The sequence below is a fragment of the Pedobacter zeaxanthinifaciens genome, assembly GCF_003313335.1.
Classification (GTDB): Bacteria; Bacteroidota; Bacteroidia; order Sphingobacteriales; family Sphingobacteriaceae; genus Pedobacter; species Pedobacter zeaxanthinifaciens.
The window spans coordinates 38218-56455 of the sequence record NZ_QMHP01000012.1 but is presented as its reverse complement, the minus strand read 5'-3'; the positions used below and the strand labels follow the sequence as shown (position 1 = coordinate 56455).

The window sequence follows — 18238 nt, the reverse complement described above, 5'->3', positions numbered from 1 at the left end:
TAAAACAAATTTATATGCCAAATAATAACGCCTTCTGTTCAGATTATAGCCATATTACCGATTGTTTGTTAGCAATTCAGCTAGCTGATAAAAATGGTGAATATGAGGGATATCCGCAGGTTAAAGAGAGTATTACTCGATTAGATCGAGATATTTTACGTAAGCTGTATTTAAGAGTAATTACCATTTTCGGAATTCTTAATGGGGAAGAAGGCTTTCCCGAAATAAATATTACCGGCGACTATAGTGAATTAGATTTTGAGGAACTTGATTTTTGGGTTGGTTTCTCTACCGCAAATATATCAGGTGATTTTTTTGAACAAAATTTCCTTGAACTGGATTTTTGGACTGGCTACATGGACGGCAACTATGAAGATTACGTAGCGGTTTTTCAAACCATACTTAATATTTTTAGAGAGCTATGTTCACGTAGTAGCGAGTTAAGTGACTACGAAAGAGCATTAATAGATGCTTCTTTGATGTCGTTTTTAGATGCTTTTAATGCCCTGAAAGCTTTATTGGCAGAGCTAGATATTAATCCTTGTGAAACATCAAATCTCAACATCTTCAACAATTCTACTGGTGTATTTTTGCAAGTTGCCGGATCAGATGGAGAAAACGTAGCTGAAGGTTTTCATTTAAGGTGGACTTTCACCAACGAGTTGGCCAATAATCACTTACCAAAAGGAAATTATTTTACTAATCCTAGCAATAACAAAGGTTTTAATCAACCTAATGATTTTGTACAAATTTACAGGACACCTTATGACGAATTGGCAAAAGTAGAGATAGACTTTCAGCAAAGTCGTCCGGTAGTAAATTCTCAAAAAAGATATTGGACATACAGCATAAATCAGGTGGTAAACAATGCCTATGTTAGTAATCAGTTAAGAATTTATTTTCCAGATACGGCTAAGTATTATGATTTAGCCAGCACCATTAACCCAAACAACAACAGTTTTGGTTTTTTAAGCGCTTACGATGGGATCATTGAAATAACTGTGCTAAATAAAACCTTTTTCCATTTCAATTTAAACTTCTCCAGTCAAAGTAGTTCCACACCTGCTTATATTAAAACTGAGGCACTTTGCTATCATGATAGCATCAAGGAAAGTGTAAAGCAAACTACCGTGATAGACAACAGTGCTGCTGTAGCTAACTTGGTGGGTGATAACTTAAATCTACTTCGTTGCAAAAAGCCGGCAGGCGTTGCTCTAGATAAAGTAAGTTTCGAAACTTATCATGACTTTCAGCTAACGAGAATACAGGCCAATTGGGAATTGGTAGGTTCAAATTTTGCACTTAGTTTAAATGAAAATGAAGTTAAAAATCGCCTAGAAAGCACCGCTTATCCAATTGATAATTTGTGGCCACAATATAATGGCGGAACCAAAGTTAGAGCTAGTAATTACATTGACAAATGGTTTGCCGACAGCCCTGATCAGTTTGATCAATCAATTGGGCAATTGGTATCACAGTATTTAACCCTTAGTGAAACTAATCCCCGAGCATTGTATGACATTTACATAGACGGTGATGAAGAAAAAGAAGCACAAAAGATTAGTCTGCTAGATGTAATCCAAATGCAAGCGCTTGATTATCATATTGCAAGGATGCTTGGATTAGGACATATTGATACTCCGGTAACCTCAAGTAGCGAGCAGAAGTTTGTTTATAAACTTTTTTATCAAAATAAAAAAAGCTTAAGCTCCCCAGCACGTACCAATTACGTTTATTTGAGTTTGCCAACCTCAAAACAGGATACTTTGCTTCCTGCAATTCCGGTGATGAGGCCAGTAAGCTATCGCCTGCCTGTAGTGGATAGCGCTTCGTTTATGTTTGACGAAAATGGATATGGTAAACGTGAAAACGTAAGGGTAGTTAGTCTAGGTAGGGAATTATTTTATAGCGAGCAAGTTGATTTTGATTTTTTCTCTACATCAAATGTTGAAATCAATGAGAACTTTTTTCAACATCCTAAGCCGGTATATTACGGCGTAGAATATAGAGCTGAAGGAGAAAGTAGCTACGTTAAGCCAGAAATAACTTCAACTTTAGATGAGGTAATGGGCGATGTGTACTACGCTTACGATGATAGTTTTTCTGATGGTATTCCGGAAGTAAACCCACTGCCAGATGATCCGGTAAGTTTATTTGTACACTTCGAAAAAAATGAAGGTATACACCATTATGCTATCTATGGCATCAATTGGTTTTCTAGGCCATCGCTTCAAAGTGATGAAACAAGTACAGATGAAACCGTTTTTCAATCTAAAAATTTGTTGTTTGCGCCAACCGATGTAAGTGTGCAATACATACAAAAGGAAGACGAGCTGATATTTACCACAACTCAGGAGCAAAGCTGGTTAAAGAGTCGTATGACTCAATTTCCTAATCAGGATACGGAGTTAACTCGTGTTACCTTTAACTGGGTTGATATGATTGACGTATCTGGTTTAGAAGTTATCAATCAACAAACGCTAAGTAATTTATTTAGAGCCAATACTGCTAAGCTGCTGTTTAAACCTGGCTTGCAGCTTGAAGTTGTAGGTGTAATTACAGATATGCGCCCGGTTGCAGGGAATGATGATCAGTTGATGTTATTTACCGGCGGATACCAACTGTTAATGGGTAATGGCGCTGAGAAAATGCCTACCATCGCAAATGAAGATTTGGCAAGGTTTACGGGGAGTGTGCTATCAACCCAAGAAGGACAATTTAAAGTAATCGAGGTAATTAACGAGGCCAATAATTTGCCGCGTATTACTATTGAGAAGATCTTTGTTAAAGAAAGAACCGACGACAGAGAGGATGAGCTCCTTTTTGGCTCGTATAAAAACTACACCATTCCGGCCATGGGTGCCCGTTTTTCAATGGTTGAAAATCTTTCAAACATAGCGAACTGGACTGCGCTCCAAGAAACAGTTGAACTGCTTAGCTTTGCCAGTGCCACCAACCCTGTTATCGAGGTTGATACCGGAGAAAGCATTGATACGAAATACTGGATCGGTGGTATTAATGCGCCAGCAGTAATTAAGGAACTGGTTACATACGAGAACGGTTTCGAAGGATTTTACGAAATCACCTACGATACAGCCTCACTTAGTCCACATCCTCAAATCAACATTCCATTTGATAGTAGTAATCCTGCCAAAAATGAACCAGGACAACTGCATCAAGCTCATGTGGAATGGTATAAAGGAATGGTAAGGCTTAACGTGGCCGATAGCACAGAAAAAAAACTGTTGCAGGTAACTTTGGTACTGGAAAGCAACCCTTTGAAGTTTTACGTTTATGACGCAGGGTATGCAGATCAGCCAATACAAATTTCGGTTGATGATGATGATTTGATTAACGTTAATTACCATCCGGGTTATAAAGCTTATTTGTTTTCGGAACCATCGCCCGATTACAACTTCAATGCTGGGTATATCATGCCGCCAGCAGATGATAATGATAAGCGTAGTTTGATGTCGGTGCAAGCTATAAATGCGCAACATCCTGTATTTTTTTCGCCGATAGGCTTACCTTCAGTTTTATTAGCTAGAAATATTTACGAACCGCAGGAATTAGAAAAGCCAATTGCTCCAAGTTTAAAAGTGAGGCCTGACGCCACTAAACAGGCTGCGTTTACATTTGATGTACGCTTTCCATCAGCTAGAAAGCCTTTCGGGTTTATGTTTTATCGTACATCAAATATCAATGTACTTAACGCTTTGTACAATGAAAACACGGTACGAGATATCCTAACGGAGTTGCAATCACTTACCACTGATTTATACTTTGGTCAGCGTTATTTGGATTTGGTTAATTTAGATTTTGTTGATAGCGATAATTTTACTTTCCAAGTTTACGATGCTTTACCTGAACCTTATGGATTTCCTACACCTAACAAAGCGGGCCTATTTTTACCTGAAGACACCATTGAGCAAAAAAAGGCTAAATTGGAAAGTACAGTTTTGGCTACTTTACTTCCATTAACTGAGCAGCCTCCAATACTTAAGTACCTAAAAACGGGCGTTCAAACTAGTAATGATTTGCCGGTAATTAGAGATGCAAACGGAGACTTGCTGAACCCAACAGATCCTAGATTTAACCCATTTCCAACCGTTCGTAGCTACCAAAAAACAGATGACCTTAGTGTAAGCTATATAAGGATTACAGATTATTTCCTAAGCGCATTTTCTAGAGATTTTTATTTCTACACCAGTGCGGAAATCAATAGCCAATTGAACATTGGGCCAATTAGCGAGTTCCTTGGCCCGGTTGAAGTACTAAACACAGAAACCAGCTTTGTCCCAATCATCAGTGACTACCAATTTTCTACTTCATTTTCAACCATAGACACACCAGCGGTTAGTTTTGAAGTTACAACGCTTCCTGTGGTTGAACAGTTTGAGCAATTACGTTTGTTTAGAACTACAGACGAACAAGCATCAGTATCTATTGCTCAAATGGATCAATTGTTTGATGTTCCAGTGGATAACGATGTAGAAACGTCGTATGTTTTCGAGGACGATTTTTCCGACCTGCCATCTGTACCCTTAGGTAAAACTGTGTACTATAGCGTAGCTGCGGTGAGAACAATCATTAATGAATATGATGAGCTGGAGGAAGTGCTTTCCCAACCAAGTGCTGTGGTTTCAGTAAAGTTGGTTGATGTATTTAGTCCAGATGCACCTGAATTGATTTATGACGAGCCTTCCAACAGTTTACTATGGGAGCCTACCACTTTTGATGGAACCTATTATCTATTTAAACAGAATAGTAGGGCAAATTGGGAGCAAGTATACAACGTACAGCCTCCTGCAAGTAACCAACTAATGACTTTCCAGCTGGGTGTTTTGCCAACAACCGATGAGGATGGTGACAGGATTTATCACCGCTTTAAAGTGCAGGTAGCTAACTCAGCAGGACGATTAAATATTTTAGATAACGAATTAACGGTTTAACCTATTAACTGATCACATTATGTCAATTCCTCCTATTACCGATGACTATATTGATGAAGTCATCAAATCTGCCGGACCTTACGTAGAGGGCAGAAATAAAACTCAGGGTGTAAAGCTAAGAGAACTGATCAAATTACTACGTGACTACTTTAAGCAGGAAATCCCTAAAAAGACTTCTGAGCTTACTAATGATGCCAACTTCGTAAACGCGGATTTATTGGCAGGGTTGCCGGTACAAAATGGTCAAAAGAAGCCTTTTGTGATCAAACCTTTGGTAGATTGGGATGCTGATGAAGTATATGGTGTTGGCAACCAGCCGATTAATACTATGCTTGTGGCCACTCAAGAAACGAACGGTGTTCAGGAGGTGGTGCAAATTAAAATTAGTGATGGGATTACTGCCTTTAAGGATTTAAAAAATTTAATTGGGGAAGGTGTAATTAAGGGCGGTACAGAAGGACAAACTTTGGAAAAACAATCTGGAGTAGATGGCGATGCTACATGGGTTGACATACCTCAAAAAATAGCAGATGCACTTGCGCTAAAGCTAAACGCAGCAGACTATAATGAGTATTTTAAAGGCAAGTACACCAGTTTGGAGGCTTTGCAAACCGCACTTCCTATTGCAAGCATAGGTGATTATGCTCAGGTTGATGAAGGTGCTGGTGTATTGGTGAAAACTTATAACTGGGATGAGAATGATGGATGGGTTATTGGTGGCTATGGAAGTGGTGCTACTACAACCGATGAGTTGCCCGAAGGCTTAACAAACCTGTATTTCAATACAGCAAGGTTACAAAGTTACGGTGATGTGAGGTATGCCTTGAAATCCGAAATTCCGAGCAACTATGTGACTACTGATAGTGCACAATCAGCAATAACAGGACAAAAAACTTGGGCAGGCCTACATATTTTTAATGCAGGTATGCAGTTGCAAAATAACAATCAGTTAAATTTTTCAACTGCCGGAAATACATATAATGGCTATTTAAGGGGCGATGGAATGCAGTTTTCTGGTTCCTCTGGAAATTACATCACACAATTTGGAAGCAGTTACATTAACTTTAAATTTGGTGGCGCAGGCTACACAAGTTTGCAAGGCCAGGCGGTTGGAGTTAATAATACGGTTAGTTTACCGTCTACATCTGGTGTATTGGCTTTGGTAAGTCAGATACCGACTAATGTAGTTAGTAATGATAATGGCGTTTACAGCATAAATATTAACGGAAGCGCATTACTATGGAACAATACTCCTTTTACGGCAGGTAACATCGCTAGTACACCTTATTTTATTACATTAAACGATACCGCAACAAATGCAGGTTATAGTTCGTTAGGTCAAGTAAGTGAATCTTTAGGGATAAACAACGGTTCAACTTTAAACAATAGCATCAATGGAAGCGCTGAAAAATGGAATGGACAATCTTACACAGATGCAACCAACGCTAATATAGGTACGCCGTTAATATTGGCATTTGACTATAATAATTCAGATTGGAGACCAACTTATCTCTCTGCATTAGGCTTAGACAACGGTTCAACTCTAAACAACAACATCAGCGGAAGCGCTGATAAATGGAACGGCAAGGAGCTGTCTACCGCTGGATTAGGCTCTATACTAGGTTTATTGCTGGGTCTGGATAGTGCCAACGGAAAGATTGCATATTTTTCCTCTGAACAGTTAAAAAGCTATGTAAATATAAATGATGGCTCGGCCTTGAATAACAACATATCAGGAACAGCTGCAAGTGCTAGCGTGGCGGATAGGTGGGGTGGAGAATTAGCGGGTTTTTCAGTGCAAGGAGATGTTTCTGGATTAGCTTGGATTGCCGGATACGATAATACGGTAGGATTTGTAAGGCCATTTAATTCGGCTAGAATACAGACATGGTTAGGCTTAAATAACGGCTCTGCCTTGAATAACAACATATCCGGAACCGCCGATAATGCTAATTTTTTAGGTGGTATAGCTGCAACTTATTACCATAGGTCAATAGGCTTTGCGGGTGGTCATCCCGGCTCAAATGCAGATACGGTAGCCGAAAACACATCATCATTTAGTTATGCAAATAATGCGCCTTATAATGGTGCTTTAGCGCATTTTGGTAATGGTGGTTATGGTATTCAATTGAATGGAGAATATGGCGGAAATAGGCTTGCTTTTAGAAATCGAAATGGAGATACCGCAACTTGGAATGCTTGGAAAGAAATAGTGAACGACGGCTTTGCAAGAACTTGGGATTTGAATATTAATGGAAGTGCGGCAAATGCCAATTATTGGGGAAGCAGACAAGCAGATTTATATAGCACTGTAACAAGTGTAGGTGCAATATTAGCAACAGGTAGTGACCAAGTAGTACGGCACGCCAACCCGGAAGACGTGAGAAGATATTTGGGGCTGCCAACTAGCGGAGGATATGATTTACAAAGCGTAACAGATAGAGGTAATACTACGACTAACGGCGCTAGTTTTGGGAATAATGTTAGTGTTGACGGTTCAATTACTTCAAAGAATTTAAAAGCATATACCCCGGGTCTTACTGCTTACAGAACTTATAATTCAGATGCGAACGTTGAAATAAGTTCTTATCAAAGTGTTGCGGGGGGTCCTTTTACTAAAACAACTGATATTGTCGCAAATGCTGACGGGACAGTAGGCTCAGAAATGAGATTTTTGACTAAGAAAAGTGGGAGTTCAAATAACGCAACAACTAATTTAATTATAAAAGAAGATGGAAATATAGGAGTAGGAACAATCTCTCCTATAGATTATTCTGTTTATGGTTATGGTGCGAATTTAGAAGTTAGAGGAGGAAGAGGTGGAGGAATTATTTCAACAGACGCAACAGCTGCACACAGAATGGTATTTTCAGTGGACGGTAGCGCAGGCATAGGGAGTTTAAAAACTGTAACAAGTACCCCTCTAGTATTTGCTGTAAATGATGATGAAAAAGTTAGGATTTTGGTTAACGGTAACGTTGGCATTGGAACACTTACGCCATCTGCCAAACTACACGTAGCAGGAGCTATAGAATCGTCCTTTTTTAGGGGGTATGCTGGCTTGCAAACAGATAGTCCAACATTGAATCAAGCAAGCGCACATTTACGTGGTGTTGATGTAGGTGTTGCTTTTGGTCAGCTTTCTAGTGGTGGAAATTACGGATCTTGGATGCAGTCGATTAGAACAGATGGAACTCCTTTCAATCTCATAATAAATCCAAACGGAGGATCTGTAGCTATTGGTCGAACTACAGCAAACTACACACTAGATGTTCAAGGTGATGGACGTTTTAGCGGTACGCACTATTCGTCTGGTATTTTCATTGCTAATGGTGGTTTAAGCTTTTACAACGCAGCTGCAGAAACAAAGTATATCTATGCGGTAGATGATGTTGAGTCAGTGGCAGGTTTAGGTGTTTTAAAAAATGGTAGCACTGTTGATGTTTTTGTGCCAAATGGAAGTATAAATGTTGGAGATCAAGTTATCACAAATGGTAGGTTACTTGCTATCAAATCTGGTGGGAATGGTAATGATTGGACTAATGCACATGTAGAAATACAAGGAACAAATCCAGGTGTTGGATTCCATTTCCCGGGTACTTATGGAGCATCACTATATATGAATGGAGGCGGTACGCTAATTTGGACTGGGAATGGCATTACAACTGGAAATGGAGGCATATCTACAACTGGAGCATTACAAGGTGGTAGAATTACAGCAGGCTACGATAGTGGTGTAGCTGGGTCTGTAAACATTACCGACTATTTGCGTACATCTGGTAGTGGTGGTATTTGGTGGGCTACTCACGGCATAGCATTAGAGGGGATTGACAGTAGTACTTTTAGGATGGGTACAAATACAAACACTCTTTATTTACAACTTACGACTAATGGATCTGTATCAAGCGGCTACTTACATGTGAATAGTGTTGGCGATATAGGGTTTTTAACCAATGATGCAAGCTGGAAACTAAGAGTAGATAGTATTGGATACGTTTACGCAGATTCATTTAATTCACCAAACTGGTTTAGAAGCTCTGGCAGCACTGGTTGGTTTAGCTCCACTCACGGTGGTGGTATCTATATGATAGATTCTACTTGGGTAAGAACTTACAATGATAAAGGACTTTTTGTATCTGGAACTACAGGGATTATTGCTGACTCAAGTATTCAAGCGGCACAAGATTTAGCTATAAACTCTACTGCTGCTGACGGAAGAGGGCTTTCTTTATACGGAGGCCCAGGTAGTGCTTATAAAATAGCATTTGCTCAAACAGCAGCTTGGGGTACTCATGGTTCTGTAAATGGTGATTATGCAACTTACTTAACAATGTCTGGCGACTCGGGTAGAGGTTGGGTATTTAAAGCTAACAGCAATGTTGCATCTATATCGAATAATGGAAACGCTACATTTAACGGCTATTTAACTGCTATAGGCGGAGCCGGAACATCGGATAAAAGATTTAAGGATATCAAGTCTTTTGACTTCAACTTAAGAGCGCTAGATTCCTTGTTGATTCATCAATTTACCTGGAACCATATTGATGAGGGGGACAGGCAACACTGGGGCTACATTGCGCAAGAAGTTGAAAAAATTACTCCACATCTTATCATGGGAACAGAGGATCACAAAACGCTTAACAAAGAAGAACTGCTGATGCTAGAAGTGGCAAGGTTAAAACAAAGAGTTAGTGAACTGGAGGCACTTACTAGGCAATGAGCTGGGCAGGTTTAGGAGCTAATGATTTTGTAACTGGCAACAATTTACAAGATGCTGTAAATAATGCAATCTTTTCTTTGAAAGCTGGCCAAAGCATACCTGCTGTCAATAATTTTTTGGCTAAAGCACAAATTGAGGCTTTAGTTAATGTAACAATTAGTAGCGGTTCAGGCACCGATTTTGTCGTAAAATCTGCAATTATCGCTAGCGGTCCGGTTTTGATAGCATATCAGTCGTACTACGATGCATCAAATAGATGGATTTCTACAATTCGCGAAATGCTATGCGACGCCCCCATCAATTTATATTCACTCAAAAGTCTAAACGATATTTCAGTGGGGGATGCGGTGTATGCAAATGCTGCGGGGACGGTAAATTTATCTAATGGCTTTTGGTCAGTTTGGTCTGCAACGTACAGCTCTTGGATTACATTTAATGTAGCTTCAGGACAGGTTACCGAAAAATGGATAGCAAATCCTACGATTTTATATAAGACAGCGTACGGCAGAGATTCCAATTTGGTAGATATTCCAAAATTCGATGTGAAGCATTATCCATATAAAGGAAATCCTGATAATAACCCGTATGCAAGTGAAGTATTCACCGTGCAGGAATTGGGCGGGTGGGCTGTAAATTCACAAGTTTTTATTTTTTGGGATGGCTGTTGGAGTTATTTTGAACCTGGGTCATATGCATACTTTTCTGCAGCTGATGATCAAAGTATTGATAAAATCATCATTACCAATGCTTCGGGTAAAATTCTCGGAGTAGACTATGTTGTATTAATCTTTGCTGGCCAAGTACTTGATTGGGATGTAACTGAGCCTTACGAGTACGCACCGCCGAGTGATCCTTGGGACGTGAGACAATATATTGATATCGTTTACTCACAAATTAAACTCAACATCAGCGAACCGCTTAGCTCAAATATCACTATTTACGCTACCATATATCAATATTTTAATAACTATACGCAATTATACACCGATGATTATGGTGATGTAATAACTATAGGAAATACCGAAAAAATTGGAAGTAAAACAAGTACTTTTCCGGCCGACTTATATAACAGTCCAGACATACCTACCATTGAACCTTACGGCTTCAGCTACTCGGGCTGGGAATTAATCTTAATTGAAATTTAATCGAACATTTAATGCCGTCTACTAAAAGTCTATTAGCGCTTAAGAACTGGCTTTAAAATAATAATTTAAACAAACTAGTAATACACGGATGAAAAAATCAAACTTAAAATTAAGGGAAATCCAAATGTTGGATATCGAATTGAACGGTAATGCAGCTTATCAAATTAATGGCCTTTTAACCGAAAATATTGCCATCAAAACAAAATATTGGCTTTCAAAATTGGCCGCTATCGTTGCTAAAGAATCAAAAGAAATTGCCAACACAATTAACGAATTAGTGAAGCAGTACGGACAGCCATCTGAAAAAAATCAGGATGTATATGAAGTTAAAGTGAAAAATGATGATGGAGAGAAAAATCCAAACTATGAAAAGTTCAACCAAGAAATTGAAGAATTATTAAATCAGGAAATCGAAATTGAGCATGCAGAGTTTAATCTCGACATGTTCGATAACGTTTCTAGCAATTTAAGATTGGATGTATTTTTTAAGCTTATCGGCTAGTTGGTACATTCAATATCTGCTTATCTATCAGTTTAATGCTAAATGAGTATATGACTTATTGATAAGTAGATATGTTCTCAAATATTCTATCTGCTGATTATCAGGATAGCGCTATACTACCGATGTAAAATAGTAACCATTAAATAATTAAATTATGCCTCAAATCCCACCAATATCTAACGATTATATTAATGACGTAATAAAATCTGATGGCCCTTTTATTGAAACAATAAATAAAACACAAGGTATAAAGTTAAGGGAGCTGATTAAGATGTTGAGGGACTACTTCGATCAGGAGATGCCCAAAAATACATCTGACTTAGTTAACGATTCGAATTTTGTAAATGCTGCATTTTTAGCCGGAATACCTAATCAGGGAAATCAAAAGCATCCATTTATTATTAAGCCATTGGAAGATTGGGATCCGAATGAAGTGTTTGGTACTGGCAACCAGCCGGTAAATACCATGTTGGTAGCCACTGAATTTAATGGCGAGTCTTATGTGGTGACCCAGCTTAAAATTAGCGATGGTATCACAGCGTTTGGGGATTTGAAAAACTTAATTATTAACGGTGTAATTAACGGTGGTACAAGCGGTCAGAGTTTAGAAAAAAAGAGTGTAGTAAATGGCGATGCCGCTTGGGTCGATATTCCGCAAAAAATAGCGGACGTTTTAGCCTTGAAATTAAATATTGCCGATTACAACCAACATTTTAGGGGAAAGTACGCCTCGTTGGCTGCTTTGCAAAGTGCTGTGTTTAATCCGGCTTTGCAAGCTGGTGATTATGCACAGGTTGATGCTGGTACAGGCTCCAATGTAAAAAATTATAATTGGGATGTAGATGATAACACTTGGGTGGAGGGGAGTCCGGGCTCCGGCGCAAATAATACTGACCAACTTACCGAAGGAACCAGTAACCTCTATTTTACATCAACAAGAGCTATTGACGCTGTTGCAAACGATTATGTACGCAAATCTGGAAACGTGTCTGAGAATATCTTTGGCAAAAAAAGTTTTCAGCAGGCACCAAGCTTAAATAGTTTAACAGGAAATAGGGTACTGTCACTTTCGGCAGCTAAAGAAATAGAAAGTTTTTACGAAATTACTTTACCTGTAATTACCAATACAACAATTATTAGCCAGCTAACCACGGCTGGTAATTGGAATGCCTCAGATGTATATACTGGCAGCGCTATTGTTGGAGCATATCAAATGCAGTTTTACGCTGACGCCAACTATTGGTACTACTTTTATAACGATACCACACCAATAAGAATATCACGCAGGGCAGCGCAACTTGCCGCAACAGATGTGGAGGCGCAAGCTGGTACTTCGGGAAATAAGTATTTGACTCCGCTAAACTGGACTTACCTTAAAACAATAGCAAATAACATCAGCGCACTATGGCAGTTTACTGTTGGTATTGGCATTGGCATAGCTGGCGTAACTAGTTCATTTTTGAAAATAGGTTCAAATACTACTGCAAAATCACAACTTAACCTCACACCATCCGCAGTTGACGTTAATGCGCCAATAAACGGTGATGTTTGGAATAACAATGGAGAGATTAAGTTGGTTGATAATACCATCGTTAATAGGTTGTTAAAAACTTATAATAACGAACTGTTAAAATCTACTGGAAACTATTTCTTACTGGCCAATCAATACGGAGATATATCCGCAACTGTAGAAGCTGGAGAACTTTGGGTTTACGACAGTGAAATTTTATCCGCCATTTCTTCGGCCACATGGACATCCAACAGGGCTACCATTACTCCTGCCAACAATAAAGTGATGTTGAAAGGTCAAATGCATGATGACGGCAGCTTCACTTATTTCGCGGTAAATGATAATGTAGTAAGGAGGTGGTAAATGATTGGTTTAACTTTTTCAAAAAGGGTATCAGATTTTGTTGATGCCGCAGATGTTGGAGGCAACATTAAAAATAGTAAGGCCAATTTGAATTATTTACGATTGATTGATATAGCTTGTGTAAAATCAGGTATTACAATTGGCGCAGTTTATCCATTTATTGGTGGAACTGCGTTTAGTCATCAATTTAATCTTCTTGATCCAAGAGATTTGGATTCAGCGTTTAGATTAGCATTTTTTGGTGGTTTAACTCATTCTGCTTTGGGTGTTAAACCTAACGGAACTACCGGATATGCGGAAACTTATATTTCTTCCTCTAATCTAATTTTAAATAACACACATTTATCTTATTATAGTAATGAAAATATAACAGGAGGAACAAGAATTTTACTAGGATTAGGGACACAACCTTACGTTGCAGGAACAACATTTCTGTTATTGAGAACAAACTTTAATAATAATTTTAATTCTATTATTGGCACTGAAAATGCAAATGCCGCTTTTTCTTCTTCTACGTATACGAGGCAAGGTATGTTTTTAGGTAATAGAAATGCTATAAATTCAAATAAGTTATATCATAATGCAAATATAATAGCTCAAAGCAACTCTGATAATACTTATAGCTATCCTGTATCAAATACAATATATTTATTTGCGGGAGGAAATACAGCGAATAAGACAGCAGGAAGCTTTGAAATCAATAGATGTGCTTTTGCATCTGTAGGTAATGGCATGAGTGATTATAATGCTAAAATATTTTCACATGACATTTTTATCGCACAAAGGTCAATAGGGAGGGCATGATGAACGCACTTCAAGAATATATAACTTCCACAAATCCACAAGTATGGCTGGATTCGGAAAATGTTAACGGGCTGGATAACCCTCAACCTTTGGATAACGCAGGAGTGAATGTTTTTACAAATTTGGGCTCAATTGGGAATGTTGCTAATGCCATAGTTGATAATGTGAATATATTCCCACCGACATTTAGGGCAAACGGTGGATTAAATAATAAACCATATATCGATATTGATCCGAGTATAGGTGTGTCAAAAGCATTATTTATACCTGACAATAATTGGATTGCTGGTGTGAACAAATTTTCCTTCCTGATTGTAGCTTCAAATATCACCATAATTGACAGTAATAATTACGGTGTCGTATCTAGAGACATAGGTACAAATTTTGGTAGTATTGTAATTGGTGCAGTAAGTACTAGTAATGACTATTCAACGATAAACGGACAGACACATTTAGGAAATGTAGAAACACAATTTGCTGGTGATATACGATTTATCAATGCAGATAGGCATAAAAGAAGCTTTCTTTCTGATATTAGGACATTTGACGGTCAAATCGGTTCAAAAATAATTTCTTCTGATAATATTCTTCTCAAAGAGACTGTAAATACGGTTACTTCGAGTAATATATCTACACTAAACTATCCCATAACATTTGGTTTTAGAGGGCGCAGTAACACCGGGAATCCGAATAATGTTGTGATTTCATCTTCCAATAGTGGGAGTAAGTGTAAAAATCGTCTTTATGAATTTGCTTATTGGAAAAGGACACTCTCTCAAAATGAGGTGAAAAGGCTACAAACATATATTAAACTTAAATACAATATCTAATGTGGGGAAGAATTAGCAATAACCGATTGTTATCGAGCTTTGACAAAGATGCAGAAGACTTTATTGATGCTGCCGGCTTAAATAACGATTCGAACCTGAATGTTGCAGGATTATATAATGCAGCCCAGGCAAGAACTGCCATAAATAATTTAATTACAAGTTTAAAAGCTTGGGGCGTATATCAAAATATTGTTTGTTTTTTTCCAATGATAGGCGGGACAAACGATATGATCAAAAAAAACATCAATTCGCTAAATCCAAATTTGGATTTAGGCGCTTCAGCGTACTGTGGTTCAATATCAGTCCCAATTAGATCGTTCGCAGCGTTACCACGCGGTTTAAACGGCATAGCCGATACTGGTTTAACATGGGATAGTGGACTATCTAATAATGTTACGATAATTACTTATTGTCATCCTAATAAAGATCTAATAAATAAAAATGGACAGTATTTGAGCATCAGGAATTTAGGCTCTACACGTACTCCGGGCATTACAAATTACAGTAATCAACTATATGTGCAAACGGGAGGCTCATCTTACACCAAATCAAGAACCGATGTAAACGGAAGTTACATTGGTGCCCTGGGATTTAATGTTGGAACTACTAATGCTGATACCAAAAACATTCAATTTGATAGGGCAGTAAATATAGATTATGGATACACTGTTTTCGGACACGACAACCAACGAATATTTTTAGGAATGTCGCAATGGCAGTCGGAAGAGTCAACTTCTATAGTTCAAAATTGTGTCGGCATTTTTAAACCAATGCTAACCGAAAACCAGTTGTTTAAAGTTCTCAAAGCAATTGAACAATTCAATGCTCAGCTAAACATCAGCGCCATAAGATAGTCAGCTAAATTTCGTAACTTCATTTATCTATCTACCTGTATCACAAGTCCTATGAAGAACACGATTAACCATCGAAACAAACGCTCTATATGAAATTTTATTTAACCTCTTTGATTCAAGCAATCAAAACAACCTTCGAAGATTTCAGCATCCACATTCGGATCTCTTTTAGGTGTATTCCGTTTAGGATTTTAGTGGCCGATTTTTTATCGATATCTCTGAGTATTGGTTTTGTGATTATTCCTTCGCTTGTTTTTGGATTGTGCCTGTTAATTGTTCCACAGGGCCGAGACGCTTTCCTTCTTGTTATCGAAAAAATGATTTCAGGGCAATTTCAGCAATTTGTTTGCTTGTTGTTAAGTATTTGTTGTTGGGCCTACGCTTCCGAACTGGGTGTACGCTACGCAATAGCTATTTCAGATAACTCCGGACTTAACCTTAGCGAACAACGCGTACGCTGGCGGAAAGCGGTGCAACGCATGTTGGCAGCTTTTTTTCTGGTTTTTCCGTTTATTGTTGTACTAACAGAACTCATTAGGTTAATGTTTTTGGCCACATTTATTCCCATTGTTGAAAGAGGAATTTATTTAGGAAGTTCGGTGTTCATTGTCGGTTTACTTTTTTCGTTTGTAATTTATCTGTATTTCTCAAAGTTTGGTCAATATGGGCCAAATCAGCCTCAACGCACCATTTTGGGAAAACGCTCTTTACCGCCATTAGAGCAATCGTGGTTGAATAAATTATACGGAATATACAATGATTTTACGTTTACATTTCCAAAGGCATCTGGTTTTAAATCCTCTCCAAAGGAAAGCTATAAAGATTTTTTGAATCAGTTGGTCGATAGCTCGTCAGCTGGATTAGAAAATTTGCCTCAGGATAAAAAGATATTTACCAAGGGTAGGCTGGTGCCAGAACAGTTTGAGCTGATTAATAGTGGATATGTAGAAACGCAAACCAGCTATTTGTATAAATGGGTTTACCACATTCCATCGAGTTTTTACAATGGTTTCCATAAGCAGGTAAAACAACTTCTTTGGATAAGTGTAGTTGTTATATTTTTCGTCGCATTTTTGCCCGCAGATTGTTTCTTTTTTAGAGCTTTCGGTGCGCCAGGTTTAATTTGCTTGGCCTTTGCTTGCTATACGGGTCTTTACATTGGGTTGCTCTATCTCGATAAATCCGTTTTCAGGAGTTGGCGTTTCTTTTCTCTTCGATTTTTCTTGTTATTGTTGTTACTTGTAGTGTCTTATGTCAATAGTGATCATCCTGCAAGGGTGTCAAAGCAACAGGTTACAAATAGGGTAACCGCTAAAGAAAATTTTAGAGCATGGTTTACTGCTTATAAAACAAAGTATAAGATGCAAGGTAAGCCACTAAAAAGTAAATATCCTGTAATTTTCGTGTGTGCAGAAGGAGGTGCTTTCAGAACGGGTGCTTATACGGGTATTTTCCTGTCCAGTTTCGAAAAGGCATTAGCGGAGTCAAAAGAAAGCGTTGATTTGAGGAACTCATTGTATGGGATGTCTGGTGTGTCTGGAGGCGCTGTAGGCCTAGGGTATTACAATGCTATTGCTTTTAGGGACAAGCTGCCAATAGGAGACAACACAGTAGAAAAAGCGAAGAAGTTTTTTACAAACGATTCTCTTTCTCCATTAATTGGAAAGATGTTATTTGGAGAGTTCGTCAATCTATTTATTCCTTACCCAATGGAGATTTTTGATAGAGCGATAGCCCTTGAAAGAACTTGGGAGTATGCTTATGAAAATATATTTGAAAGCAAAAAAAATGTCTATAAATCGAAGTTTATAGATAGTTCAACAAACATTTCGCCTACGCTTATTATTAACACAACGGAGGTTGAAACTGGTTTGCAGTGCATTATTTCAAACCATCAAATTAGCACGTTGCGTTTTGGTTTAAACCGAGATCTATTTGATCAAAAACTTAATAACTTACCTTACTCTACTGCGTTAAACTTTAGTTCTAGGTTTCCTCTATTTTCGCCTGCCGCTGCCGTTAAAAATGCTAATGAAACGCTTCATTTTGTTGATGGAGGTTACGTAGAAAATACGGGATCATCAAGCATGTTGGAATTATTGAAGGATATCAATGCAGATCGAACGCTTAGTAAGGAGGTAGCTCCCGTGGTAATCACCCTGTTGTTTGCACCAGATGAAAGTACCGACAAAACCGAAGTTAAATGGCTTAATGAATTGTCTGAAGTAATTTTAGCGACCTATAATACTCGAGCGGGTCGCACTAAAACAGCCAGACAAGAGCTGAAAGAATTCGTCAAAAATCTCGATGGAATTTCAATTGATGCGCCATTTAGGTCCAAGGAAGTTCCAATGAATTGGGTGCTTTCAGAAAGAAGCATTGCAGAAGTATCCACTAACGTCAAAAACATCTTGCATCCTAATGAAGATGTGATGCAGTTGCTTACAAGTAAGGGATATACCTTTTTAAAGTTTAAGAAATAGCTTGTAGTAAGGCAAAGTCTAGCGAAGTGGACAACTGCGAAACTATAAGTCAACCTGCAAAAATTGGTTAAAACG

Annotated in this window: 9 protein-coding genes; all 9 read left to right on the top strand. The window is 38.3% G+C overall.

Translation table 11 applies throughout. The features are described from left to right. Nucleotides 1-14 precede the first annotated feature (14 nt). The 9 genes from DUT68_RS16165 to DUT68_RS16125 all read left to right on the top strand — a co-directional run bounded on the left by DUT68_RS16165 (nucleotide 15) and on the right by DUT68_RS16125 (nucleotide 18163). A complete protein-coding gene (locus tag DUT68_RS16165) occupies nucleotides 15-4952 on the top strand; it encodes a hypothetical protein (protein ID WP_113639265.1) in 4938 nt (1645 codons plus the stop codon). A 19-nt stretch (nucleotides 4953-4971) separates the two neighbouring features. Then, complete coding sequence (locus DUT68_RS16160; RefSeq protein ID WP_113639264.1) at nucleotides 4972-9672, top strand: tail fiber domain-containing protein; 4701 nt, start codon at nucleotides 4972-4974, stop codon at nucleotides 9670-9672. Beyond that, nucleotides 9669-10817: a hypothetical protein gene (locus tag DUT68_RS16155; RefSeq protein ID WP_113639263.1), complete on the top strand. Its 1149-nt coding sequence runs from the start codon at nucleotides 9669-9671 to the stop codon at nucleotides 10815-10817. The genes DUT68_RS16160 and DUT68_RS16155 overlap by 4 nt, the downstream gene beginning before the upstream one ends. Before the next feature lie 88 nt (nucleotides 10818-10905). After that, nucleotides 10906-11319: a hypothetical protein gene (locus tag DUT68_RS16150; RefSeq protein WP_113639262.1), complete on the top strand. Its 414-nt coding sequence runs from the start codon at nucleotides 10906-10908 to the stop codon at nucleotides 11317-11319. Nucleotides 11320-11473: 154 nt separating this feature from the next. Next, nucleotides 11474-13192: a hypothetical protein gene (locus DUT68_RS16145; protein WP_113639261.1), complete on the top strand. Its 1719-nt coding sequence runs from the start codon at nucleotides 11474-11476 to the stop codon at nucleotides 13190-13192. Continuing rightward, the gene (locus tag DUT68_RS16140) at nucleotides 13193-13996 is read left to right on the top strand and encodes a hypothetical protein (RefSeq protein ID WP_113639260.1); all 804 of its coding nucleotides are present in this window, start codon (nucleotides 13193-13195) and stop codon (nucleotides 13994-13996) included. Then, on the top strand, nucleotides 13993-14826 hold the full coding sequence (locus DUT68_RS16135) for a hypothetical protein (RefSeq protein ID WP_113639259.1): 834 nt from the start codon (nucleotides 13993-13995) through the stop codon (nucleotides 14824-14826). The genes DUT68_RS16140 and DUT68_RS16135 overlap by 4 nt, the downstream gene beginning before the upstream one ends. Beyond that, nucleotides 14826-15680: a hypothetical protein gene (locus tag DUT68_RS16130; RefSeq protein WP_113639258.1), complete on the top strand. Its 855-nt coding sequence runs from the start codon at nucleotides 14826-14828 to the stop codon at nucleotides 15678-15680. The genes DUT68_RS16135 and DUT68_RS16130 overlap by 1 nt, the downstream gene beginning before the upstream one ends. An 89-nt stretch (nucleotides 15681-15769) precedes the next feature. After that, nucleotides 15770-18163, top strand: coding sequence for a patatin-like phospholipase domain-containing protein (locus tag DUT68_RS16125; protein ID WP_113639257.1), 2394 nt, complete (start codon nucleotides 15770-15772; stop codon nucleotides 18161-18163). Nucleotides 18164-18238: the final 75 nt, after the last annotated feature.